This window comes from Actinokineospora terrae (assembly GCF_900111175.1).
Taxonomy (GTDB): Bacteria; Actinomycetota; Actinomycetes; order Mycobacteriales; family Pseudonocardiaceae; genus Actinokineospora; species Actinokineospora terrae.
Window position 1 is genome coordinate 1 of record NZ_FOGI01000002.1, and the last position, 22,976, is coordinate 22,976.

General features: G+C 71.3%; 23 protein-coding genes. 9 read left to right on the forward strand and 14 right to left on the reverse strand.

Annotation, left to right across the window (positions count from 1 at the left end; genetic code table 11):
• Window positions 1-31: 31 nt before the first annotated feature.
• From BMY07_RS36130 to BMY07_RS03445, 3 genes are all read left to right on the forward strand, one after another.
• The gene (locus BMY07_RS36130; protein ID WP_425426234.1) at window positions 32-214 is read left to right on the forward strand and encodes a DddA-like double-stranded DNA deaminase toxin; all 183 of its coding nucleotides are present in this window, start codon (window positions 32-34) and stop codon (window positions 212-214) included.
• The gene (locus tag BMY07_RS03440) at window positions 211-636 is read left to right on the forward strand and encodes an Imm1 family immunity protein (protein WP_092774974.1); all 426 of its coding nucleotides are present in this window, start codon (window positions 211-213) and stop codon (window positions 634-636) included. Before BMY07_RS36130 ends, BMY07_RS03440 begins: the two co-directional genes overlap by 4 nt.
• 182 nt (window positions 637-818) lie before the next feature.
• Window positions 819-1,574: an NUDIX hydrolase gene (locus tag BMY07_RS03445; RefSeq protein ID WP_092775425.1), complete on the forward strand. Its 756-nt coding sequence runs from the start codon at window positions 819-821 to the stop codon at window positions 1,572-1,574.
• Between the two features lie 56 nt (window positions 1,575-1,630).
• Here BMY07_RS03445 and BMY07_RS03450 read toward each other — a convergent pair whose 3' ends face one another.
• Complete coding sequence (locus BMY07_RS03450; protein ID WP_483860460.1) at window positions 1,631-2,212, reverse strand: NsdA family TPR-like regulatory protein; 582 nt, start codon at window positions 2,210-2,212, stop codon at window positions 1,631-1,633.
• A gap of 504 nt (window positions 2,213-2,716) precedes the next feature.
• Here BMY07_RS03450 and BMY07_RS03460 point away from each other — a divergent pair.
• From BMY07_RS03460 to BMY07_RS03470, 4 genes are all read left to right on the forward strand, one after another.
• Complete coding sequence (locus tag BMY07_RS03460; RefSeq protein ID WP_092774976.1) at window positions 2,717-3,067, forward strand: signal peptidase I; 351 nt, start codon at window positions 2,717-2,719, stop codon at window positions 3,065-3,067.
• A 509-nt stretch (window positions 3,068-3,576) separates the two neighbouring features.
• Window positions 3,577-3,756 (forward strand): hypothetical protein, encoded by a 180-nt coding sequence (locus BMY07_RS33385; protein ID WP_143073327.1) that lies wholly within the window; start codon window positions 3,577-3,579, stop codon window positions 3,754-3,756.
• A 192-nt stretch (window positions 3,757-3,948) separates the two neighbouring features.
• On the forward strand, window positions 3,949-4,575 hold the full coding sequence (locus BMY07_RS03465) for a hypothetical protein (RefSeq protein WP_092774977.1): 627 nt from the start codon (window positions 3,949-3,951) through the stop codon (window positions 4,573-4,575).
• Between the two features lie 173 nt (window positions 4,576-4,748).
• Window positions 4,749-6,461 (forward strand): type IV secretory system conjugative DNA transfer family protein, encoded by a 1,713-nt coding sequence (locus BMY07_RS03470; RefSeq protein WP_143073328.1) that lies wholly within the window; start codon window positions 4,749-4,751, stop codon window positions 6,459-6,461.
• A 443-nt stretch (window positions 6,462-6,904) separates the two neighbouring features.
• Here the strand turns inward: BMY07_RS03470 and BMY07_RS03475 are convergent, their stop codons facing one another.
• The 12 genes from BMY07_RS03475 to BMY07_RS03525 form a co-directional block, all read right to left on the reverse strand.
• A complete protein-coding gene (locus BMY07_RS03475) occupies window positions 6,905-7,420 on the reverse strand; it encodes a hypothetical protein (RefSeq protein WP_092774979.1) in 516 nt (171 codons plus the stop codon).
• Entirely contained in the window at window positions 7,417-8,232 is an 816-nt protein-coding gene (locus tag BMY07_RS03480; RefSeq protein WP_092774980.1) for a hypothetical protein, read from the reverse strand. Before BMY07_RS03480 ends, BMY07_RS03475 begins: the two co-directional genes overlap by 4 nt.
• A 287-nt stretch (window positions 8,233-8,519) precedes the next feature.
• The gene (locus BMY07_RS03485) at window positions 8,520-8,768 is read right to left on the reverse strand and encodes a hypothetical protein (protein WP_092774981.1); all 249 of its coding nucleotides are present in this window, start codon (window positions 8,766-8,768) and stop codon (window positions 8,520-8,522) included.
• Window positions 8,769-8,808: 40 nt separating this feature from the next.
• A complete protein-coding gene (locus tag BMY07_RS34095; protein ID WP_177215418.1) occupies window positions 8,809-8,967 on the reverse strand; it encodes a hypothetical protein in 159 nt (52 codons plus the stop codon).
• Between the two features lie 182 nt (window positions 8,968-9,149).
• Window positions 9,150-9,764 (reverse strand): hypothetical protein, encoded by a 615-nt coding sequence (locus tag BMY07_RS03490; RefSeq protein ID WP_092774982.1) that lies wholly within the window; start codon window positions 9,762-9,764, stop codon window positions 9,150-9,152.
• Between the two features lie 77 nt (window positions 9,765-9,841).
• Window positions 9,842-12,097, reverse strand: coding sequence for a DUF3560 domain-containing protein (locus tag BMY07_RS03495; protein ID WP_092774983.1), 2,256 nt, complete (start codon window positions 12,095-12,097; stop codon window positions 9,842-9,844).
• A gap of 198 nt (window positions 12,098-12,295) precedes the next feature.
• Window positions 12,296-13,090, reverse strand: coding sequence for a hypothetical protein (locus BMY07_RS03500; protein ID WP_092774984.1), 795 nt, complete (start codon window positions 13,088-13,090; stop codon window positions 12,296-12,298).
• Between the two features lie 98 nt (window positions 13,091-13,188).
• On the reverse strand, window positions 13,189-13,509 hold the full coding sequence (locus BMY07_RS03505; RefSeq protein ID WP_092774985.1) for a hypothetical protein: 321 nt from the start codon (window positions 13,507-13,509) through the stop codon (window positions 13,189-13,191).
• 769 nt (window positions 13,510-14,278) lie between these two features.
• Window positions 14,279-14,545: a hypothetical protein gene (locus BMY07_RS03510; RefSeq protein ID WP_143073329.1), complete on the reverse strand. Its 267-nt coding sequence runs from the start codon at window positions 14,543-14,545 to the stop codon at window positions 14,279-14,281.
• A gap of 128 nt (window positions 14,546-14,673) precedes the next feature.
• Window positions 14,674-15,243: a hypothetical protein gene (locus BMY07_RS03515; RefSeq protein ID WP_092774987.1), complete on the reverse strand. Its 570-nt coding sequence runs from the start codon at window positions 15,241-15,243 to the stop codon at window positions 14,674-14,676.
• A gap of 117 nt (window positions 15,244-15,360) precedes the next feature.
• Complete coding sequence (locus BMY07_RS03520; RefSeq protein ID WP_425426224.1) at window positions 15,361-16,233, reverse strand: deazapurine DNA modification protein DpdA family protein; 873 nt, start codon at window positions 16,231-16,233, stop codon at window positions 15,361-15,363.
• Between the two features lie 81 nt (window positions 16,234-16,314).
• Window positions 16,315-16,977, reverse strand: a complete 663-nt coding sequence (locus tag BMY07_RS03525; protein ID WP_092774989.1) for a hypothetical protein — start codon at window positions 16,975-16,977, stop codon at window positions 16,315-16,317.
• Between the two features lie 957 nt (window positions 16,978-17,934).
• Here BMY07_RS03525 and BMY07_RS03530 point away from each other — a divergent pair.
• Both BMY07_RS03530 and BMY07_RS03535 read left to right on the forward strand, forming a co-directional pair.
• Window positions 17,935-18,939 (forward strand): hypothetical protein, encoded by a 1,005-nt coding sequence (locus tag BMY07_RS03530; RefSeq protein WP_092774990.1) that lies wholly within the window; start codon window positions 17,935-17,937, stop codon window positions 18,937-18,939.
• 390 nt (window positions 18,940-19,329) lie between these two features.
• A complete protein-coding gene (locus BMY07_RS03535) occupies window positions 19,330-20,526 on the forward strand; it encodes a cytochrome P450 (RefSeq protein WP_092774991.1) in 1,197 nt (398 codons plus the stop codon).
• On the opposite strand, the gene BMY07_RS03540 is transcribed toward BMY07_RS03535, so the two are convergent.
• Window positions 20,472-22,952: an ATP-binding protein gene (locus BMY07_RS03540; RefSeq protein ID WP_143073330.1), complete on the reverse strand. Its 2,481-nt coding sequence runs from the start codon at window positions 22,950-22,952 to the stop codon at window positions 20,472-20,474. The two genes, BMY07_RS03535 and BMY07_RS03540, sit on opposite strands and share 55 nt — an antisense overlap.
• Window positions 22,953-22,976: the final 24 nt, after the last annotated feature.

Genomic DNA, 22,976 nt, shown 5'->3' on the forward strand with positions numbered 1-22,976 from the left:
ACGCCATCAAGACTTGCTTGAGCCGGATGCGGTGAAAGTCGCAAGTCCGGTTCTGAGGGGGCGGGGACGCAGTAATGCGTCCCCGCTACCCGGCGACCGGGGACCCTGGTCCTGCGACCGAATGCTGCCCGCCATCCTGCCCCGCGGCTACACTCTCACCGTTCACGGCGCCGGAGGCTTCCACAAGACCTACCGGGGAAAGGCGAGCCCATGACGCTGCTGGCGCACTACTCCCCCGACGACGCCGACGGGGTCGTGCTGGCCACCGAGCGCGACGTGGACGCCTTCATCGAACGACTCCACCGCGACTCGCTCCGGTACCGGGCGCGTCTGCTGGCCCAGCTCTACGTCGAGGACGACGACAGCGACACCGCGCCCGAGATCGGCCTGGGCATCGACCACCACCAAGCGCTGCTCTCCTACAGCGGGCACGGGTTCGACGGCATCTGGGTCAGCACCGACGGCAACGGCCGGCCCGCCGACGAGCACGAACTCACCTTCGACTTCATGGGCAACCTCACCGAGTTCCCCGCCCACGCCCTCCTCCCCCTCGACCGCATCCGCATAGCCCTGTACGACCTGCTTGCCACCAACGGACAACGACCCACCACCCTCGACTGGGCACCACTGGCCTGACCCTCGTCTACGACGCAGCAGGGCCCGGCCGCCAGCGGTAGGCAAATCCTCATTCACTCACCCCGCCGCACCCGGGCTGGACGCACGGCCTCATCGACCGCCGCCGTCAACGACGCCCGCACAGCAGGAACTTTGACTGAGGTCGGGCCTCGGTCATCTGGCGCTCCTAGTATGTGGTGGTGATGCCACCGCAGCCCTTCGGCGAGGTCGAGCTGATGGATGTCCGCGCGCTTCGGCTGGTCGAGACGACCGCCCCGCCGGTACCGCCGGCCCACCAGGTGACGCAGGACGCGGTGTGGGAGGCGGCGGTCCTGCAGAACCCGACCGGTCTGTTCGACGGGCCGGTGGTGGCGTGTGCGGGCCTGCGGCGCGACGACGCCGGGACGGTGGTCCTGTCCTGGGCGCGGGTCACCTACCGGCACTTCGCTTTGCGCCGAGTGCCGGGGGCTGCGGTGCTGCCGAGTGTTTTCGTCGCTGTCGCCCAACCGACCGGCCGGGGTGGGCTGCTGGTGGGGCGTATGTCGGCGACCACCGCGGCCCCTGGCCGGCTTCAGTTGCCGGGAGGCTCGGTGGAGCCCCCGGAGGCGAGGGCCGGTCTGGACGGGTCGGCGTTGGCGCGGCATGCGGCACGCGAACTGCGTGAGGAGACCGGGATCGCCGTAGCGCACGAGGACTTGACGCTGTGGGCTCTGAGCAGGGGCGAGCACGGCAACATCGGGGTGTTCTTCCGGGCGCCGTCCCTGCCCGAGGCGCTGATACGGGAGCGGTTCCGGGCCGTGCTGGCGGCCGAGCGTGCCGCGGGCCGCGACGCCGAACTGCGAGAGATCGTCCTGCCCCGTTCGGTGCGGGAGCTGTCCGGCGTGACCGGCCCGCGGGTCGACTACCTGCACCCGATTCTGGACCTGCACGCCCGCACCCCTGTACGCGTCTCACGCTGACCGCGCCCACGGTGTACGAGCAGCGGCGGAATGTCGGTCCGATGGGACCGTGGGATTCAGGCGGAGGTGAGCAATTCGCGGGCGCGTTCGTCGAGGTCGACAGCGCAGCGCAGACCGCGGGCGCGGAACCCGGCGATGTCACCACGCATCCGGATGACTGCCTTGCGGGCGCGGGCGGAGTGAACGCCATTCATGCGGTCCAGCGCGCGCATCCACGTCGCGCAGGCCTGTTCGACCCCGCCGTGCTTGAGGTGTATCTCCGCGGCGGAGGCCAGGTCGAGGGCGACAACGCGGGCGTAGCCGGAGCCGGTGCGGGCGGTAGCGGCGCGTGCGTACTCCTGGGCAGCGCGGTGATCGCCCAAGGTCTCGTGGACGCGGGCGGTCCGCGAATACACCGAGGCACGGGCAGGTCCCCAGGTCAACGCCCAGAACGTCGGCTCGTCCCCGGGGTCGGCGGCGAGCAGGGAGCGGGCGTTTCCGGCCTCGGTCAGCGCAGCGCGGCGGTCGCCCGCCTTGGCCAAGGTGTGAGCGTGCACGACACGGAACAGCGCCTCAGTGGAAGCTGACCTTGCCCCGCACCGGCCGTTACAGTGGTGGCCATTCCTTGCTAGTGCTGCGTGTCCTTCTCCCGCGACCATCGACGCTCATGCCCGCACCCACTCCACTCGGCGCATCACCACTCCATGCGCGACCAACGCGACTGCCCCGTCCACCCGTCACTAAGCCGCAGCAGCGCTGCACATCATCCACGGTGGCCCGATTATCCCACCGACGCACCCGCTCCCCACAGCAGCCTCTGCCCGGCACACCAATACTTCACCGGCACCACGACGACGACACATCCACTCACCGGCGCACCAATCAGGGAGTCTGTCCCGCCAACGTGCCCTGCCAACAACATCTACTGCCAGCCACCGCCGCGCCCCATCCCGACAGAGATTCGGCTGGAATCGTCGCAGTCAACTGGGAATCATCCAGGCTGCATCGCTATTCCACACAGACCCGGACATCATTAGCGAACTACTGCCTGATGTAGCGTGGAGCAACGAAGGACTGTTCGCCATGCTCCAGGGCCCGCGGCGCCTCGTTGAACTCGACCCCACCCGGGTCACCCTGCCACCCCTCGACTGGGAGATCACCGAGTGACCACCGCTTGGTCCAGCGGCAACGCCGCCGACGACACCACCAACACCCGCGGCTGGCTGGTCGGCCACTTCATCGACCCGTCCGAGGGCATCCGCTCCTCCAAGGACGTTGAGGTCAAGTGGGGCACCCACCCCGAGGGCGACAAGCGCCCCGAGTGGACCTCTGATGATCAGCGCACCACCCTGGTCGTACTGGTCAGCGGCCACTTCCGCGTTGACCTCACCGAAGGCGGCCACACCATGACCCGCCCCGGCGACTACGTCATGTGGGGACCCGGCATCGACCACTCCTGGGAGGCCCTGGCCGCCTCCGTGGTCATGACTGTGCGCTGGCCGTCCGCCGCCTAACCCACCCGCCACTCGATCGGCGCACGCTCACCCGCTCGCCGCCGATCTCCCGCAACCGGCGCAGCCCCTGCAACATCGTGAACAGCTCTTCATTACCCTACGAATCATTCACGATCAGCATTTCATGGAATTCCCGTCGCGGGACGAACACTGCCACAACCGATCAGATTTCCATTCGCCTTTACTCAACCACCGCACCGCAGTTGAGAAGTTGGGCAATCACGCGGTCGTCCAATCCGTTGAGTTAGTCGGCCGAATCCGGCGTGGCGAGCCGAAGCCCTGCGAATGGCGCCACTCCTCGCCGGCACCGATGCCGTCCAAGCCGGAAGTTTGGGTATGGAGAGGGCCGGCGAGCTGAACCAACTCGCTGCTCACCCAAGCAGAGCAGATTCGCGTCGCCCTGGTTAGCACCGTAAGGAGAGGATGCTGCCCCTTAGGCGGCTACTCGTGCGGATCGCGCCCTGCAGTGGGCTGGTGCTGGATCCGTTCGCCGGTCGAGGACGATCAGGGTGCCACGCTCATCGAGGGTCGCCGGTTTGTGGGGGATCGAGATGGTGCCGCACCACCACGCCGTCATGGGCCACCGCCTGACCGTCACCACCGCAGCCCTGGCCCGCAGGGTCGACCCGGGCGACCCACGCACCCGGGACGAGCTCGACGCCTGCAGGCCTCGCTCGACGCTGGTGTAGCGTCCTGATCCCCGGCGCCCGCCTGCCACCGCAAGCCGTTTGCGCTGGTGGCAGCCAAGTGTGGGTCGGGCGTGGCATTCTGGGCTGTAGGCGCGGCTCCGTCCCTCCCCGGTAGGCGGGCCCGACGTCGACCCCAGCACCGCGAACGTGCGGTCTGGTCGACGGCGTGGCTGACCCACAGGGGAACCACACGTGAGCACCGTCGAGACGGCCGTCGCCGTCGAGCACCAGGACCACGAGCTTGACCCGGCACCCACTCCCCCGCCTGAGGTCGGGGTGTTGCCGGTCGTCGGGGTCGACCCGGGCCAGACCTGGACCGCCGCCGTCCTGCGTGTCGGGGACGCCGCGGTGCATGGCTGGACCATGGGTCCGACCGGCGCGCGCGGCGAGCTCGACCGCGCGGCGCTCAACGACGAGGACGACTGGGTCGCGTTCGCCCGCTATGTGGCCAAGCTGGTCGAGGGCTTGGACGCGCTGGTCGACTACGCGGCCGGGCGGTGGGGCCGGGTCCGGGTCGGGGTAGAGGTCCCCCGCGTGCCGGTCGGGCTGCTGCCGGGGGCACCGGCCAAGTACAACCGGATCCCGTTGCGGGACTGGGTGATGCCCCGGCAGGTGGCCGCCGTGATCCTGGGCCGCTACCCCACCGCCGTCCCGGTCTATCCCGACGGACACGGCCGCCACCCCACCGCCGGATACCCCGCCGAGCTGCGCGGCACCCGGCCCCCGTCATGGGGGATCAACGAGGCGCGGCGTGGGGAACGCGATCACGAACGGGCGGCCTACGACGTCGCGGGCAAGGCCGCCCGGATGCCGCTATGACCACTACCGAACACCCGCTCGAGCACGACCACCCCGCACCCCCTCCCCCACCGCCAGCGGAGCCGACGTCGAACGCGGGCGAACCGGACCCTGGCGACGGTGCCGGGCCTGTCCCCCATCGACGGCCGCGCCGTCGGCGTCGGTGGGTGCCGTGGTGGCTGCGCTCGCGCACCGTGGCGCGTCAGGCCGCGGCGATGTGGTGGGCCTCGATCGGCGCCGACGAGGTCCGGCTGGCCTGGCACGACAGCCGCCGCGCTCCCGGCTGGCTGACCGTCGGCGCGATCGCGGTGTTCTGGCCGGTCAGCGGGTTCTCGCTGCTGCCGGTCACGGTGGCGGTCGGGGCGTGGGTGGCGCTGATGATGTCCACCCGCGGGATCTGGCGGTGGCGGACCCGGCGCGCGGTCCGGCGGCTGGGCCGCCGCGCGATCGGCGTCCTGGCCCTGGCCGTGCTGGCCTGGGAGGCCGGGCTGTGGGGCTGGCTGTTGGCGGTCGGTTTGTGGTTGATCGGCGCGGGGTTGACCGATCAGTGGCGAGCCCGGGAGCGGCTGCTGTCCTGGCTGGTCGACCGGGTTGCGGCCACCGTGCGGGAGGACCCCGAGCGGTTCGACGTCGTGGCCGCGGACTGGGCGGGCACCAGGTTGGTCGCGGCCGAGGTGGAGTACGGGACCGGCATCAGGGCCGAGGAACCCGCGGTGCGCGACAAGGTCGCCGCGGCGATCTCCTGGGCGCTGCGGCACGAGGGCCGCTACAGGGTGAACTGGCCCGCCGGGACCACCCGGCTGGAGATCAGCGCCGACCCGCCGCTGCCCCGCTCCGTGGACGAGCAGGACTTCGGGGACGTCCCCGGGATCCCGATCGGCGTCACCGACGAGGAGCACGCGCACGGGTTCGTCGACTCCATCGACCCCGACAGCGGCGACCTGGTCACCTCGCTGCCCATCGCGATGGTCAACCCCGCCGACGCGCAAAAGCACTACATGGTGATCGGCGGCACCGGCGCCGGCAAATCGGTGTGGATGCGGGGGTTCATCGCCCGCGCGTTGCGCATGAAGTTCTTCCCTGGCGGGGTGTTCATCCTGGACGGCAAGTCCGGGTCCGATTTCGTGGTGTTCGAGGGCCGCGAAGGTGTTCATTGCGTAGCGCGCGATCCGGAGGAATGGTCGAAGGCCATCCGGGAAATCGTGTCGCTGATGCGGTCACGCTACGACGAGGACGCCGAATACCAACGCGGCAACCGGTCGAAGCCGGCCATGCCGCGCTACCTGGTGGTCATCGACGAGATCCAGGTGATCCGCGAAATACTCGGCAAGGCGGACTTCGACCCGTTCCTCCAACAGATCTCCCGGCAGATGCGCGCCAGCGAGGGACGACTCATGATCGCCACCCAACGCCCCGACACCGACGACTCCATGCCCGGCCCGGTCCGCGACATGCTCGAGGAACGCATCGTGCTCGGCTTCGTCTCCCCCGAGGGCGCCCGGATGGCCTTCGGCAAGGACTGGCGCGTGCTCGTGGACGACTACGGGGCGTCCAGCGTCCCCGGCCGCGGCATGGCCCGCGTCGGTGGCACGATCCTGCGCCTCCAGGGATTCCACCTGCGCAGCATCCGGGAACACCCGGAAGTGGAGAGGTACTACCCGCCCAAGGTCGGCCAGGACGCCGCCGACGCGGCCGAGCGAGCCGGGACACCCCGGGCCCGGTGGGCACCGCCGACGGCGACACCCGATCCCCCGCCGGGTGTCCCGGCCGGGGTGGGCGAGAGCCAACCGGACGCGGCGAACGGGGAGACCGAGAAGGCGGACCGGACGACCACCGACGGAGCCGACACCCCACCCCGTGGAGACCAAGGTGGGGCAGCGCCGCGGCGGCCCCGGACGACCGTGTAGCCCCCTTTGCGCGTCGTGCGCGGCTCCCTTTCCCTGATCGGGAAGGGGGGCCGTTTCATGATCCGGGAACAGGACCGGGGAAAGGGACTGGCAGTGTCGGGGACTGGCGAAAGGGACGGGCGCGAGGGACCGGCGCGGCAGGCCGGGGATTGTGTGGGACGCCTCGTGCGACTCCGTCCGTATATTCTGGACGGCTCCGCCGTCAGTATATCCAACGAATCGCGCGGGGCGGTGAGCGAGCAGCGAGCGCGTCGGCGCTCGCCCGCGATGTCGAGGGCGATCTCAGGCGGTGGGGGAGGGGTTCGGAACGGCCCCCCTCTTCGGTGGGGGAGGGCAGCGGTCGCCCCGCGGACCACCACGGGCCCACCCCCAACCCGCGCGTGGGCCGGAGTCGGTCGGCTGCGGCGCGAGATGAGGGTGGGCCCGTGGTGGCGGTGGTGGCCCTACTCCCCCGGCGGGGGAGCACTCAGGTCCCGTCCGCTCCCCTCCCCCGGGTCCGAGGCGGCGGGCTCGGGAAGGGTGGTGGGCGGCTTGACCATGGCTCTGTCACCGAGCACGGCACCGGCGGGCGTGTCCGGTGACGGGGTCGGGGGGACGGGCGACGACGTTTCCCGCCCGGGTTCGGGCTGGTCCCCGGACGCGTTCTGCGGGGGGACCGGCGCGGCGTCCTCGGGGTCCACTCCCCCACTCTCGTTCGGGGGACTGGCGTCGGTGTGGGGTCCGGTCCATCCGGCGGCCCGGTACCGGTCGGTGATCCCCTGCGCGTAGCCGGCCGCCCACATCTGACGGCGCGCTCTCGCCTTGGCGTCGTCGGCCGTGCCCCAGGGGTGCGCGGTGACCGGTGCTCCGTCCAGCGCGGCGCGGCGTCCGGCGTCCTGGGCCTCGATGACTTCTCCGGGTCCCAGGATGTCGGCGGCAGTGGGGGTCATGCTCCCGATGTCGGCTCTGATTGTGCTCACGCTGCTTCTCCGTATTCCTGTGCGCGTACGCGGTCGTACTGGCTGGCGTTCCCTCGGCGCAGCGATTCCCACAGCGAGAACGGCACTCGACCGCCGTTGTTGTCCCACCAGTCGACAAGGTCTTTGCTGGCGTACAGTTTGGCGCGGTCGGCACGGCCGCTGAACAGCTCCATGGCGTCAACGCCCTTGGCTTGCCCTTCTTTGTTGAGAAGGTTTCCCCGAGTGTCTAACTCGGCCTGTAACCACTGCGTGTAGATGTAGGCACGGTGTTCTTCCCGGCTGCGCTCGCGTGCGGTGAGACGGCGGTTTCCCCGCACGGCCGGATTGGTGAGCGGGCTCCGATCCAGGCGGCGCGCCCGATCGGCCACCACATCCGCCACGATCTCCCCCGCCTCGTGCGAGTCGCGGTAGTCCATCGTGGCGATGATCTGTTCGGCGGCGGCGGTGTCCCCGGACTCGTACGCCCACGCCAGTCCGTCGCTCAGTTCGTCGTCGCTGAGCTGGACAGCGGCCCACGGGGTGAAATCGGCGGCCCGGGTCTCCAGATCCCGGGGGACGGGCACCGGCGCCGCGTCCCGCACATCCCCATACACCTCCAAATCCCGCTCAACGGTCCAGGCGTACCCGGCCGCGCGCTCGGCCAACTCCTCGGCCCGGGCCTCGGCGGCGCCGGCCGCCCGCTCCCGGCTGAGGTCGATCGGCCGTCCCGCGTCCTCGGCGCGCTCGATCGCGGCACGCAACCTGTTCGCCTCCACGCGTGCGGCGTCGGCCTCCTCGGCGGCGTGGCGCGTCTTGCGGTCATTGCGACCCATCCGCTGCCGAATCCGCCGCGCTTCCGCGCGGCGCTCACGTTCCCGTGAGTCCTTGGGCCCAGGGCACCGTTTCCCGTGCCTGGGCCTTTCCCTCTTGCTACGGCACATACCCGTGCCCTCCAAGGATGCTCGCTCCCTTGGCCCCCACTTACCTGTGTACCAGAGGGACAGGCCCAACCACGCAAAACACCGGTATACCAGGGAATGCGATCCCCTGGTGTACCGGCGTGGCCTGGTCGGGACCACTTCCGCGTGGCTCCGGGAGGCCCCGGGGCACGTGGGGGTGATCAGTCCATCTCGACCCAGGTCGCGCGGTCCCCCACCGCGTAGTGGCCGGTCCGGGACGGGCGAACCATCTCGGGCACGTAGCCGCGAACGTCTGCGCACTGACGATCCACGATGACGACGTGCTCGCCGATCCACAGACCGTAGTTGTCGGACTCGACACTGCGGTACACCTGATTCATGGCGGCCACGGCCACCCGGGCCGCCCACGGGCGGAACAGGTACCCGGTGGGGGTCGCCACGGCGGGCACCCGTGGCTCGTCCGGGCCATACCAGAGCGTGACCAGGACTTCACCGGGTTCCGGCCGCAGCGGCGCGGCGGCCAGGGCCGCGGTGTCGGACCCCGACCTGGTCGTCCAGCACCCGACCCACCTGGTCTACCAAGGCTCCGGCCAGGTAGTCGGCGTCGGCAAGGGTGACAGGGTCGGGTGCCGAGTCGTGGTGCGGCATGTTGGTCCTTCAAGGATGTGGGTGGGTCGGGGGTGGCGGGGAAGGCAGAACAAGGCGGGGAACCGGGTGCGACGCCCCGGAGACGAACCGGCAACCGCAGCACGGAAACGGCGCCCCACACGCGCCCCGGCGCGGCGCGAGTAGCCGCTGCGGGGGCGCGGATGGGTCGTTCGGGCCGCCGGTCAGCGGTCGACGGGCATCCATTCCCAGGTCGTGGAGTCTCCCAGTGTGTAGCGGCCTTCGGCGTCGCGGACGACGAACGTGTCTTGAGTCCATTCGGGCAGGACCTCGGTCCACATCACGGTGTCGCCGACCCACTCGGCGGAGTCGTCGTCATCCGCGTGGTGAGCGCGGGCGATCATGGCGACCGCGATCTCGGTGACCTCAAAACGAAAGCTGTACCCCTCGGTGCAGGGGCGACCGGGCAACGCCGGATCCCCGGGCAACCCTGCCCGCAGCCTGACCAGCACCTCCCCCGGCTGCGGCGTCAAATGCCACTCCAGTTCGGCGACCAAACGGGCCACCTCGCCATCGTCGACCAACCCGGTGGGCGCGGCCTGGGCGGTCGGCTCGGGCCCTGCCTGGGTCGGCTCGGCCAGCGCGGCGGCGGCCGACTCCACGAACGCGCGCAGCTCGTCGCGGGTGCCGGTCACGGCCAGCGCGCCACAGTCGCGCGGCCGCCCGATCAGCAGGGCGTAACCGTCGCCGGCGCTCTCGCTGCCGTCGTCGTCAAGGACGGTTCTCGGCTCGACCAGCTCAATCGGAACACGGGCGGGAACGGAGCTGTAGACGTACATGGGTGATCTCTCCTCAGGGGTAGTGAAAAAGGGCGCGTCCCGCGCGGACCCGACACGACCCGCGCGGAGCGGGGGTCTCAGAACAAGGTCAGAAGTTCGGACTCGGACTCGGCGGCGTCCGGGACGAGCGCGGGCCGCTGCTCGTCGGCCTGGTGCTCTCCGCCGTCGACCGCGCCGGGCGCTGGTGTGGCCTCGGCGGGCTTGGCCAACCACGTCCCGCGCTCGCCAAGCCGGTAGGTGCCGCGCGCGTCGGGGTGCATCCGCTCGGGGCGTCGGGACCATGTCCACACCACCGTGTTCCCGGCCCACCGGGCATAGATCTCGGTCAGGTCGTCGTGGTGGGCGCGGTTGAGCAGGGCGACCGCGACGCGGGCTACCTCGCCCCGGAACACCCAGCCCCGGGGCACCTCGCGGGCGGGCACGTAGTAGGCGGTCGCGGGGTCGTAGCACCACAGCGACACCAGCGCTTCGCCCGGCCGCGGATCCAGGTGCGGGCCTGCGACGCGGGCGGCGGCCTCGACGTCGTGCGGGTCGTGGATCAAGTCGAGTACGTCCACCTGGTGTCCCTCGTCCGGCGCGGTGGTCTGGTGCTGCTGGTCGTGCCAGTGCCGCACCAGCGCGCGCACCAACGCGGAGGCGCGCTCGCGCGTGGCCCCGGGGGCGGCGCCGTGCCGGTCGTGGTCGATGTAGCGGCCGAACCGGTAGCGGGGCGGGTTGCCGTCCTGCCCTGCCTGGGCCACCGACTCGGCGGACACCTCGGACAAGATCCCGACCAGCTCGATTCCGTGCACGATCAGGGCCGCGCCGTCGGCGCGGCAGTCCTCGGGCAGGTCGAACCGTCCTCGGGTCGCGTCACCGAGAACAACAGCGACCAGGGGCGGGCCCGACGTCGTGGCGGCGCGGACGGACACCGGTCGCAGGGTCACGCACCCGGACATGGCGCGGGCGCGAACCACGGTGTAGACCGTCGCGCCGGTGGCGGCGTCGGTCCGCGCGTCCACTGTGGCGCGGCCGTGGCCCTGCCCCAGCTCCAGCGTCACCCGCCGCGCTCCGGCGGCGGGCGCGCCGTCAGTGTCGGTTCGGTGCTGCTCGGCCTGGTGGTCATCGACCTCGGGGGCCTCGGGAGCGCTCGTCTCTCCCGCTGACTCGGCGACAGGCCCGGTAGCAGGGTCGAGCGCTTGTGCTGCCAGATCGGGGAACAGCTTGCGGGCGTGCGTGACGAACTTGTGGTCGTCGGCGTATTGGGCCTTCTTGACCTCGCCACGCAGGAACCCCGTCAACATCGGCGTGTGCCGCTCGTGACCAGCGGGAACGTGTGCTTGGACTTCCTGCCACGGACTGGTGTCCGTGCACGAGAGCCCCAGCCAATTGGGCACCGACACCGTTTTCTTGTTGGCGCGCACCACGTAGTGCCACTGGCCGCGCACCCGCACGAAGTCGCCCGGTTTCACCTCCTGGCTGTAGTCGACGGCCTCCCCGGTGGACAGCTGGGCCTGCCGGAACTCGGTCCAGTAGGCGATCTGTCCCTGGTTGTGCGCGTACAGCTCGGCAATGTCCTCCCGGTAGTCGTCGCTGAGCAGGCGCAGACCCAGCCGGATGCGGGCCTCCTCGGGGAGCTTGCGTGCCGCGTCGTCGCGCTTGATGGTCCGCAGCAGCCCGCGTCCCTCCGCCTCAAAGCGGTCAATCCGGTTGGCCACGGTGACGGGGTTGTGGCGATGCGTCATGCGCTTCCCGGCGGTTTCGGCCGCTGCCTGGGTTTGCTCGGCCTCGCGCCCCAGCTCGTAGGAGCGGCCCAACTGCGCCCACGCCCGATCCCGGCGCCGCCTGTCGGCCTTGTAGGAGTGGTGACCCGGCAATGCCGGCTGTCCGAACGGGATGGCATCGAACACCCGGACCGCCGCGTCGTGGGCGGCCTTGGACAGCGTGTCCAGCCGGACGGCGCGGCGCTCCAACCGGCTCGCGCGCAACTCGGCGGCGGCGGCGAGGTCGTACTCGGCTTCCTCGGGAGCGGTGAAACCCCGCTCCAGCTCCACACGCACCGCGACCCCGTACTGCTCCCGAAGAGCCTCGGCGGTCTCCTTGATCCGGTACCGCTTCGCAGGCTTGTGCTTGCTGGCTTGCAGGACGTAGCTGCCGTCCTTGCGCGCAAGCCATCCCAGCCCACGCAACATGTCGTAGGCGTCATCCGCCCGGGTGATCCCCTCCAACACCGTTCCGTCCTCAGGGGTGTGGGTGATCTCCAACTCGCGCACCGGGGCCGGGTCCTGCACAGCAGGGGCCGGGATACCGGGCGCGGTGGCGTTCGGCGTGGGCGTGGCGGTGGTCGTGAACATGACAGCCTTTCGACGAGGTGTGCGAATGCGAATCAGGGTGGGTGTTGATGGCTGCGGCGGACCTCGCCGGAGCGGCGGCAGGTCAGGTGGCGGCGGTGACGATCAGCGGAAGCGACGCAGGCAACCGGGGCAGGCGTCGACAGGCGACCCGGTGTGGACGGCGCCGGCCTCACCGGGTGTGGGGCCCGCCAGGGCGGGTCAGTCGGTGGTGGTCCAGTCCGGACAGTCGTGGGACACCCCGGCCGTCTCGGCTCTGAAGTCCACCCCGTCGATGGCGTCGGCGATGGCCTCGTGGGTCGGCGAGTCCAGCGAACGGAAGACGGTGCCGTCGAACACGACCCCGGCCGGAAGTGCGGCGTTGATCGCGTCGCGATGGACGCACTTGCCGCGCTCGATCTCGTGTGGGGTCCCTGCTTGCTCGGTCAGCACGGCGGACACGTCGGTGTCGTAGTCGCCCGGCAGGCCGGGCGAATCCGAGAACTCGCCCCATTCGGCCACCACCGGCAGAACCCAGGTCACCACGGCCAGGTTCCCTGACAACTCGACGTCGGCCACCAGGTCATACCCGTGCAGAATCCGGATGATCTCCGTCGCGCTCCCCGGCGCGATGGCGATCCGGGTCCGCAACACGTGACCGACCCGGCGAGACCGCGACCCGGTGGCCCAGGTGCCGACCACCCGCCCGGCCAAGCGGGTCGCCGCTTCCGGGGTGGCGGGCGCGGTCGGGGGGTTGTCGAGGTGACGACGCAACAACCGCACCGCGTCGGCCACACCCGCGCGGCGACCGATGCCCTCCCTGTTGGGCCACCCCTCCGGCACCACCACGAACTCATCCGAATCGATCACCACGTGACCGACCACGACGCCGGCGCGGCGCACCTCCCATACCCCCCATCGGTCGTGCAGGGTGGCGGCCAAGCCACCGGCGAAAGTTCGGGTATTGGCGTCGGCGGCCTTGCGGAAACCGGTGCGGCGGGTGGTGGTACTCGACATGGCGGAACCTCTCGACGTGCGATGTGTGTGCGAATGCGAACGTGCGTGGGTGTGGCGTCTCGGGTCGCACCCACGCCCGGGCAGGCGTCAGGTGACGATCAGCGCAAGCGGCGCAGGTATCGAGGCAGGCACCGGCGGGCGGCCCGTGCTGCGCCCCAGATGGCCGCGAACGTGAGCAGCGGACCGGATCCGACGGGGCCGCCCTGGGCGCCGTAGCACGCGGCGGTGATCGCGGTCGCCACGGCGGGCGCGACGTAGGCGGCCAGGAAGACGGCCAGCCCCCGCCACGCGGCGCGGGCATCCATGAGTCGCCACACCATGCGCCGCGCGGCGACCAGGGCGCGGCCGACCAGCGCGGGTACCAGGGCGCCGGTGACGACCAGGGCGGCGGCCACAGCGACGGCGGGGAGGGAGGTCACGGGGTCGAATCCTTTTCCGTGTGGGGCGCCGCGTTGTTTTCGCGGCCTTGCGTGAAAAAGTTCCCACGCCCGGCAATGTAGGGCCAAACATTCGGCACCATCAATTCCGTTTGGCCAGGTAAATACGGGGACAGGCGTCGCCGAAATAGGCGACCACTGCCGGGGACAGGCGCAAGCCACCCCGACTCCCACCAGCAACTTCGCTGGCGAGCCGCCGTGATTAAGCGACACAGGACACCACTCAGGCATCTCGGCTACGCGAACTGTCGCCCATTCATTGCGTACTCGGCCATGTCACGTGAAATGGACAGGGGGACGGGCGTGGGAATAGCGTTCGCCTTTCGAGAGCCGTTGTCGTCTGCGACCTGGTGATCACTGCGGGCGACCCGGATGAGGGTGCGAACTGTGGGGCCGACGGGTGCCGGGCGGCGGCGTGGTATTCGATGGCGGTGGCGCTTGATGTGGGTGGCCACGCGCAGTCGCGAGCTTGTGCCCGGCGCCGATCCAGGGGGTCGGTGCGGCAGGGGCGAAGGGGACGGGCGGGCGGCCGCCGCGGGGCCCGTTCCTCCGGGCCCCGCGGCGAACAGTCAGGACAGGGTCAGCGGCTCATCCCCTGCCATGGCCCGGTCTCGCCTGACAGGCGCGGGTGCGGGTGCGGGGTGGACGTCGGCGGTTCGGTGTGCAGTGGGGCCCTGGGGTTCGACGGCGGCCCGGGGCCGGGGAATACGCCCCGACTCGGGGGCGGGACCGACCGGCACGGCATCCGGCGTCACGGTGGCGGCGACCACCACGGCGTTACGGGGCGCTTGGCCAGACAAAACGAGGGATCATCACCGTTCTTCGGAGCGACCAGGTCCGCCACGAACCGGATTCGCCGGTCCACCAGGTCGCAAAGCGGAGCGTCGCCCAGGGCACGGGGAAGGGTCATCCACACGGTGAAACCGCTATCGGCGATCACGCGTGCCTTGTATAGCGCCCCTCCTCGCGGGTTGTAGGGGTTGTCATCGATGCGGGTGGAGGCGACCACGCCGGTCACCTCCACGGCGGACCCCAGCGGCGCGGGCACATCACGACGCAGGGCCTCCCGCTCACGGCGGGCGCGCTGCTCCGCGCAGATGCGGTATACGGCCGCCAGTTGCCCCTGCGAACCGGGTCGTCCCTCGTCTACTGCGGCTGGTCGTCGTCGGGGATGGTGGCGCGCACGACCGTGACCAGGGCGTCAAGATCGACCGGGCCTGCGTCGGTGGCGGTGAAGTAGCGGCCGTCGAATCCGGTGACTCCGAAGGCGATGACGGCGCGGGCGATGGTCTCGACGTGCGCGCGCCACGTCGCGTCCATGACCTCGGGGTCCTCGCTCTGCCCGGTGGCGTTCAGGTACCACGTCTGGCAGGCGGCGATGTGCTCGTGCGGCGGGTAGGTCGGGCAGTCGCAGCACTGTTCCCACTCGGCCACCAGGTACGTGGGAGGTGCGGTGCGCCCGTGGTCGATCGGGCACGGCTCGTCGTCGCCGCGGCAGTTGTCGACGTCGCAGACGTGGACCGGGCACACGTCGAACGCGGCGCACAACTCCCACCGCTCGGCCGGGGTCAGCTTGCGGACCCATGGCATGATCGCCTGCCCAACCTCGCTTTGCACGTCGGTGTCGGCGTCACCGGCGATGATCAGGAAGAGATCGCCTCGCCCTTCGGCGGTGTCGTCGTGCTGGATCAGGTCCGCGATCTGGTCAAGGTTCATCGTGGTGTCCTCTCGTTGTCGTTGTCGTTGTCGTGGTGTGGTTGAGCAAGGGCGCGGCCGGCACGGCGTAGGGTGGCGGTCAGCGGGCGCCGGGGCGCGCGGTGTGGTGGCGCGGCCCTACGAGATGAGGAGGAACTGCCCTGCGGGATCGGCCCGGAACTCGACCGGGGACGTGGCGGGCGCGGCGTCGGCGCGCGCGGCCACGAACTCGGGCCACACCTTGGCGTGCCAGTCCTCGGCGGCGATCAGGCACGAGGAGCACACCCGGTGGAACTGGGTGCACCGGGCGGACTTGATCCGGCGTTTCCACGCGGCGTAGCTCCAGGCCATGCTGTCGCAGGAGTGCAGTTCGGCCCCGTACCGCGCCAGCCCGCCGGTTTTCACCCCGAACCCGTGCAACCGGATGCCGGGCACCTCGGCGCGCACGGTCGCGACCACCTCGGCGATCTCCTCGGTGTCCTCCCGCTTGCACACCGATCCCAGCCCCACCACCGGCGCGGCGGCCAGGTCCACCCCGGCTGCCTGGTACATGCGCACGCACCGCACGTAGTCGGCCGGTGTCCATCCCTGCAACCCCGGCATGAACGGGCTGTCCGGGCGGTGGGTGCTCATCGCCTCCCACGCGGCGGTCAGGTCCAGGTAGGACGCGACCGTGCGTCGTTGGTGCTCGGCGACGCTCAAGCCGGTGACCGCGAGGGAGTCTGGCTCGCACATCCAGTCCTGGATGGCGGCCCACTCCAACCCGCCGATCACGGCGTCGTAGAGCCGTACCCGTCGCGCGTAGTCGCGTGGGTCATCCGGGAAGGCCCCGAACCAGGTGATGAACGAGAACGCGCCGGAATCGAGCACCCACCGGTTGCGGTCGGCCCTGGGCAGCCCTTCGGGGGTGCGCCCCCTGAGTCGGGAGTGGGAGACGAACAGCGGGGTGTCGGTTGCCTGAATCCACATGGGATCGGGGGCACCAGCCCACACCGTGGGGGCGAAAGCCATTGCGGCACACCGAATCTACGCGACGGAGCAGGGACAACGGGCAGGGAGTGGGCCCGGCTGTGCGGGCCCACCCCCGGGCGGTCAGCCGCCCATCCGCGCGCTCCACTCCTCGTCCAGCCACCTCAGGGCCCCGACCAGGTCCAGCACCGTGCGCACCGTGTCGCCGTCGGTGGCCTGGTTCGGCGTGCCGTGGAAGGCGCCTCCGTCGAACGCGATCCCCAGCACGCAGCGGGTGAGTCGGTCGATGCGCAGGACCCAGGGGGCGGCGTCGCCGTACGCCTGCTCGATCAGGGGTTCGTCCGACTCGCGCTCGAAGTCCAGGCCCCGGGCGCGAGCCAGGCAGAACCCGACCCGGTGCCCTCCCCCGCCGTTGCTGCACGGGCACAGATCGCCCCAGATGACCACCGTGTCGACCGGGTGCCACGTGAGCGTGAGCGAGGCCTCCCCGTCGCCCATGGTGAAGGCGGCGACGCCGTCCCACTGGGTGATCTGACCGGCCAGCACCTCGGCGACCGACCGCGCGTGCTCGGCGTCGGGCGCGAACCCGCTCACGATCGTCACGGCGCGGACACCGCCGTACTTGAGCAAGGAACTGCTGATGGCGACCGTCGCCGGGTCGAACCCGGCGTGCAGATGCGGGACCAGGGTGCGCAGCGCGGCGCGGACCCGGGCAGTGGCTACGCCCGCCGACGCGGCAGGGGTGCGGTTCGCGTCACCGGTCAGGTACAGGTTGATCTCAGACATGGGTATCCCGTTCTCCGAAGTGGGCTTTGATTGCCGCGCTGCGGCGGCGGCACTCGGTGGTGCGTCGCCAAAGTTGCCACTAGCGGAGAAAAGCGGTCAAGGATCAGCGGCGAGCTTTTCTGTTCTGGCTGATCAAACCGGGGACGGGCACCGAACAATGCGTCCACCACAGCGGGGACAGGCACCGAGAACACGTCATCCATCCGGCATCTCGCCAGGTAGATCCGGGATGTGGCCGTCCGGCGTCGCCAGGTGTCGGCGCGTCACGCGCGCGTGCGCGCGTGACGCGCCGTTCTTGTTGCGGCAGCGGCGGGCAGGCGAAAGAGCGATGATCCAGCCGTGGGTACATTCCCGTCGGACCACGAACGGACACGCCCTGAATGTCGAATACCGAAACGGCGGCGTTGCGGGAGCCGCCATTGAAAAAGGGCAGAGAAAGGGGGACCGGCTTGGCCAGGGGACCGGCGTTGACGGTCCCCTGGCCAAGCCGGTCGAAGGTCGAAAGGGGGACGGGCGCGCCGCGGCGGGGCGCCGGGCTCGAGCCAGCGTGGCAGCGGGGGCCTGGCGCTCGGCCGGCACGAGAGGGCGGGCAAGGCCCGGACGAGGCTGAGTCGGGCAGGGGGCGCCCGGCGCGTGGGTGCGCGACCGCGTCGGAGTGGACCAGTCGTAGTGGTGGGCACGTGGGTGGGAGCAGGCGCAGGTGTCGGCGAGCGCGGTAGGTGCCCGTGCCCCGATCCGGTCGAGGCGGCGGACTGGGCATGGGGCTCGATCGGCCTGGCCACGTCGGCAGGCGAGGAGGTCGAGCGCGTGGGGCTGTGTCGCCGTCACCCCGGTGCCGGTTGGTCGACGGTCAGGGGGTGTGGGTGTGTACCGATGTCCGACCCTTATGGTCCCGGATTCGGGGATGCTGGAGTCGGGGCCAGGCGAACCGGGGTGGGGAGGAACCTGGGGTGCGCGGTGCAGGTGAAGATCGTGGCGGCGGGCCTCGTGCTCGTCGCCGGAGCGGGCGCGGGGATCGCCCGGGACACGCTGCTCCACCAGGGCGCGGAGGCCGCGGCTGAGGCATCCGCGCACGAGTTCGCCGTGGGGCGGGTACTGCCGTACCCGGACCAGTTCCTGCGCGTCGCGCACTCCAGCGTGGCCCAGGCCGGCGGTGAGACGGTGGTGTGCGGGCTGATGGACGCTTCGACCCGGGCCGTGTTCGCCGCGGCGCACGGCGCCGGTGACTGCCCTGGCGCCGTGCGCGTCCTGCGGGCCCGGATCGCGGCGGGGACGCACTCGATCTACGTCGAGTTCAGCTACCGCGATCGGCGGTCGGCCATCGTCACCGGCGGTCCGGACGCCACCGTGGACGGCTGCGCGATCGACTGGCGTCCCGGCCTGCTCGACCGCGCGCCGATCCCACCCGGTGGTCCAGGCCCTCGCCTCGGTTGGTTCCAGCTCCGCCAAGTCGGCGGCGGTGGATACCTCGCCGTCGGCTACCGACCATGCCCACTCGAACCCGGTGCGGGCCCCGCCACTGCCCCGCCGGGTGGCACGAGCCCGACCGCGGCGTCCTCGTCGACCAGCACGAGGGCACCGGTGCCGCGGCTGCTGCCCGGCTATGCCCCCGGATACGGCGGAACGTTGGCCGCGCGCCTGGCCCGCGACGACGGCAGCAGCGCGTGCGATCTGTTCAGCGCCGACGCCGCGCGCGCGTTCGCCCAGGCCCACGGTGCCGCCGACTGCGCCGCGGCGGCCACGGCCCTGGCCGGGCGGATCACCGACGCGCGGCGCTACCGCTCCCCCACCAGTGCGGCGACCACCCAGGGGCCGCGCGGACCCGTCGTCGACGCCTGCCGACTCCGGTGGCCCGCCCTGGGCGGCCCCGTTTCCGCGCCCGGCCCGCAGATCGGGCTACTGGAGCTGGAAACACCGCCTGGCGCGACCGGGTACTGGGTCGCCGGATACCGCCGCTGCTGACCCGCCAAGATCCATCCACGAACAGTCGCGTCAAGCCCGGCACGGCAGGCCAAGCGAAGTACGGGCGGCTGATCGCGCAGCGCGGTGAGCCGGGTCGGCCATGATCAGCCCCGCGGTCCCGGTTCCGAACGTCCCTGACCGACGGTCGGTTCCTGGGCGCTGGACCGTGGGCGTGAGCAGCATCACCAGGCCGACGGTCGGCGGCAGCGGGGTCGGTCGTGCTCGCGCGCTCGCGCCACGACTAGCGGAAACGCGCGTGTCCACCGGCGTCCGAACCCCGGCACCCCCGGTGCCGGCACGGGTACCCACGTGGTTCCCCGGGGACGCGGCGGACAAGGAGCGGGGTTTCCCCGGTGTGGCGGTGGTGGGAGGGCTAGCAGGGTGCACCGCATGATCACCGAATCCGACGATCCGGAGGCGACACGGGTGGCCGACGTCGATCCGCTCGACCCCGGGGAGGCGGGCACGATCCACGAGCGGTGGGGGGCGGTGCGCCGCGGCGGTTGCCCGGTGCGCCACAGTGCCCGGCAAGGCGGGTTCTGGTTGGTGACCCGGTATGCCGATGTCGCCGCGGTGGCTCGTGACGGTGACAGGTTCTCGGCCGCGGTGCCGGGGTTGGGCGCGGCGCTGGTGAGCCCGGAGTCGGAGTCCGGGTCCGTGGCGCCGGTGTTCGAGCAGGACGGCCCGACACACACGCGGTGGCGGCGGGCCCTGGCACCGTTCCTGTCGCCCGCCGCGGCGCGGGCCCGGGGGCCGTGGGTGCGGGGCGTGGTGCGGTCCGTGCTCGGACAGATGCGGCCCGCCGGTCGGGCCGATCTCGTGGCGGACCTGGCGTGGCGGGTGGGGCCGGTGGTGACCGCCGACCTCCTGGGGATCCCCGACGGCGACCGGGACGAGTTCCGGCGCCTGCTGCGGGCCTCGACCACAGGACCGGGCACGGAGGACGCCGCGGCCTACCGCCGGTTCCTGGCCGCACAGGCGCGGGCGCGGGTCGGGGGCAGCGGGCACGACCTGTTGACGGTGGTGGTCAACACCGAGATCGACGGCAGGAGACTCGCCGACGGCGAGGTGGTGAGGTTCGCGTCGTTGATGGTGGCCGCGGCGACGCTGACCACGATCGACGCGATCGGCTCCACCTTGCTGCTGCTGTGTGAGGACCCGGGGTTGCGGGCGCTGGTGCTGGCCGATCCCGCGCTGGTGTCGGCGCTGGTGGAGGAATCGGTGCGGTGGGAGTCGCCGGTGGCCACGACCGCGCGCGTCGCGACCACCGACGTGCGGGTGGGCGGGGTCGACCTGGTGGCCGGGGACCGGGTGCTGCTGGCGTGGGGGTCGGCGAATCGGGACGAGGCCGTGTTCACCGAGGGCGAGGTGGCGCGGGTGGACCGTGCGCCGTGGCATCTCGGGTGGGGCACGGGCGCGCACCAATGCCCGGGGCGGCATCTGGCCCGGGAGGTGCTGGCCGTGGTGGTGCGGGAGGTTCTGGACGCCGTCCCGGACTTCCGGCTCCAGGACGGTGTCGTGCCGCGGTGGACCTACGGCCCGCTGCGGGGCCCGGAGGCGTTGCCGGTGGTGTGGTCGTCGGAGTGAGCGAGTTGGTCGAGCCGATGCCTGATCGCGGCGCGGCGCTCGACGCCGAGCTTGGCCAGGATGCGGGTGACGTGCCCCTCGACCGTGCGAGAGCTGACGGTCAGCCTCTCGGCGATCTCGCGATTGGTCGCGCCCTCGATGAGCAGCGCGACGATCCGGTCCTCCGTGGGGGTGAACAGGGCCCGACCCGGGTCCGGGGCGCGGGTGCCGTCTGGCCAGGGCCGCATCGCCAACTCGTAGACCTGGTGGTTGGTCAGGGCGCGGCCCGCGCGGCTGTGCTGGTCGAATCGGGCGGCGCCGACCCGGTCGGTGACCAGGCGCACCGCGGCCTCGGTCTGGCCGCGGAACGGGTGCAGGCCCACGACACGGCTTCCCGCGTCCTCTTGCAGACGGACCGATCCTCCGTGGACCCGGGCGGCGTGGTCGGGGTCGGTGCCGCGTGCCAGGGCCCAGAAAACGGCGAGGATGGTCCAGGCGCTGCCCCACCGGTCCCCCAGCGCGACCTGGGAACGCAGGCATGCCTGGAACTGTGCGAGCGCGGCGCGGGGGTCATCGTCGATCAGGGGGACGAGTCCCTGGACCCACTGGCCCCAACTCAGGGCCCACTCGGCGCGGCCCTGGCGTGCCTCGTCGAGCACGCGCGCGGCGATCTGCCTGACCTCAGTCGAGTCGGTGCCGAGCAGTCCCGTCGCGAGACCGGAGATCAGGTCCACTTGGTGTCGGTCGCCGCGTAGCGGTTCACCCGCGCGCGCACCGGCGTCGAAGCCCGCTCGCGCGCGGCGAAACAGCTCCAGGCAGGCGGGGTCGCCGTCGGCCAGGAGCAGGTAGGCGGCGTCGAGGAAGTCCACCGGCGGGGGCGGGTGCTCGGTCAGGCCCAGTTCGGTCACCATCCGATGGACGTCGTGCCGGACGGTGGCCGCCGTGGCGGGGTCGCCCTGGCACAGCAGCATCCACCCGAGCATCGAGCCCGCGGCCACCGACAGTGGGGTCGGGTCCGGGGAGCAGGCGCGCATCGCGCGGTCGATCCAGGAGGAGCCCTCGGGCAGCAGACCGGAGTGCCACCAGTAGCGCAGGCGCGCGAGGTCGAGCGCGATCTCCAGCCCGACCTCGGGCGTGCCCTGGGTGCGGGCCCAGCTCATCGCGGCGCGGAGGTTGTCGATCTCCTTGCCGGTCCGCTCCAACCACGCCACCTCGGTCGGGGAGTCCGCGGTGGGGACCAGCCAGGTCTCGGCGGCGGTCTTGATCCAGGCGCGGTACTGCTCGACGTGGGCGTTGCGTATCCGGCGTTCCTCGCCGCGCTCACGGAGTTTGACCAGGGCGAACTCGCGGATGGGGTTGTAGATCTGGTAGCGGCCGGTGCCGTCGGCGGCCAGCAGGGCGACGTTCACCAGACCGGCCAGGAGGTTGACGATGTCGCAAGTGTCGATATCGCCGCCGCCGCACACGTTCTCGACCATGTCCAACCCGGCGCCGCCCGCGAACACCGCGAACCTCTCCAGGAGTCTGCGCTCGCCGAGGGAGCACAGGTCGTAGGACATGGTCAGTGCCTGCTGCAGGGTTTGGTGGTGTCGCTGAAGGCGGCGGGTGTTCTTGCTGGTGAGCAACCTGCCGCCGTCGAGGCGGTCCAGGACTCCGGTCGGCGACATGCCTCCCTTGATCCGTCCGGCGACCATGCCCAGCACCAGGGGCAGCCCGCCGGACCATCGGGCCAGCTCCAGTGTGGCCTCCCACTGGTCGTCCGGGATGTCCAGGCCGCCGGCGCGGACATGGTGCAGCAGCAGGGCCAGGGCCTCGGAGGTGTCGGTCCGGTCGGCCCCCTCGGCCGGGATGGACAGTGGTTCGAGGACGGTGAACTGTTCCCCGGGGATGCCCAGTTCGCCGCGGGAGGTGGCCACCACCTGCACGTCGGGCAACTCCGCGAGCAGGATGGCCACGAGATCGCCGACCGGCTCCAGCAGTTGCTCGCAGTTGTCGATGATCAGCAACGGCCCTGTCGGTGCCGGTGGCTGGCGCGGGTTGGCCGGGTCGAGGTCGCCGCGGGGCTTGAGGTGGTGGATGAGCACCTCGACCGCGTCCGCGGTCGAGATGTCGGTGATGCCGAACGCTTCCTGCACCGCGCGGGCGATGGTGTCGAGATTCGGCGTCTCGGAGCGGGCCGCGGTGTCGGGGGTGATCTCCCCCAGGTAGGCGAATCCCGTGTGGCGGCCTTGCTCGGCCGCCGGGGTGAGCAGGGCGAGGGCAGTGTGGGTCTTGCCGATCCCGGGGGCTCCGCCCAACGTGATCAGTCGATGGACAGGCAGGCCGGTCGCGTCGTCGATCTGGCCGAGCTTTCCCAGCAGGCTCGCCACCAACCGGGTGCGCGTCACTCCGACCGTCGGCGTCAACAGCGCGCCCGGCAGTTGCCTCCTGGGACGTCTGCTCGCCATCACCACTGACCCCGAATCCTCTTC

Coding starts and splice junctions, on each gene's coding strand:
- BMY07_RS03440 (WP_092774974.1), top strand. CDS start 211: ATGACGCTGCTGGCGCACTACTCCCCCGACGACGCCGACGGGGTCGTG.
- BMY07_RS03445 (WP_092775425.1), top strand. CDS start 819: ATGCCACCGCAGCCCTTCGGCGAGGTCGAGCTGATGGATGTCCGCGCG.
- BMY07_RS03450 (WP_483860460.1), bottom strand. CDS start 2,212: ATGGTCGCGGGAGAAGGACACGCAGCACTAGCAAGGAATGGCCACCAC.
- BMY07_RS03480 (WP_092774980.1), bottom strand. CDS start 8,232: ATGGGTCGCAATGACCGCAAGACGCGCCACGCCGCCGAGGAGGCCGAC.
- BMY07_RS34095 (WP_177215418.1), bottom strand. CDS start 8,967: ATGCCGCACCACGACTCGGCACCCGACCCTGTCACCCTTGCCGACGCC.
- BMY07_RS03490 (WP_092774982.1), bottom strand. CDS start 9,764: ATGTACGTCTACAGCTCCGTTCCCGCCCGTGTTCCGATTGAGCTGGTC.
- BMY07_RS03495 (WP_092774983.1), bottom strand. CDS start 12,097: ATGTTCACGACCACCGCCACGCCCACGCCGAACGCCACCGCGCCCGGT.
- BMY07_RS03500 (WP_092774984.1), bottom strand. CDS start 13,090: ATGTCGAGTACCACCACCCGCCGCACCGGTTTCCGCAAGGCCGCCGAC.
- BMY07_RS03515 (WP_092774987.1), bottom strand. CDS start 15,243: ATGAACCTTGACCAGATCGCGGACCTGATCCAGCACGACGACACCGCC.
- BMY07_RS03520 (WP_425426224.1), bottom strand. CDS start 16,233: ATGGCTTTCGCCCCCACGGTGTGGGCTGGTGCCCCCGATCCCATGTGG.
- BMY07_RS03525 (WP_092774989.1), bottom strand. CDS start 16,977: ATGTCTGAGATCAACCTGTACCTGACCGGTGACGCGAACCGCACCCCT.
- BMY07_RS03535 (WP_092774991.1), top strand. CDS start 19,330: ATGATCACCGAATCCGACGATCCGGAGGCGACACGGGTGGCCGACGTC.
- BMY07_RS03540 (WP_143073330.1), bottom strand. CDS start 22,952: ATGGCGAGCAGACGTCCCAGGAGGCAACTGCCGGGCGCGCTGTTGACG.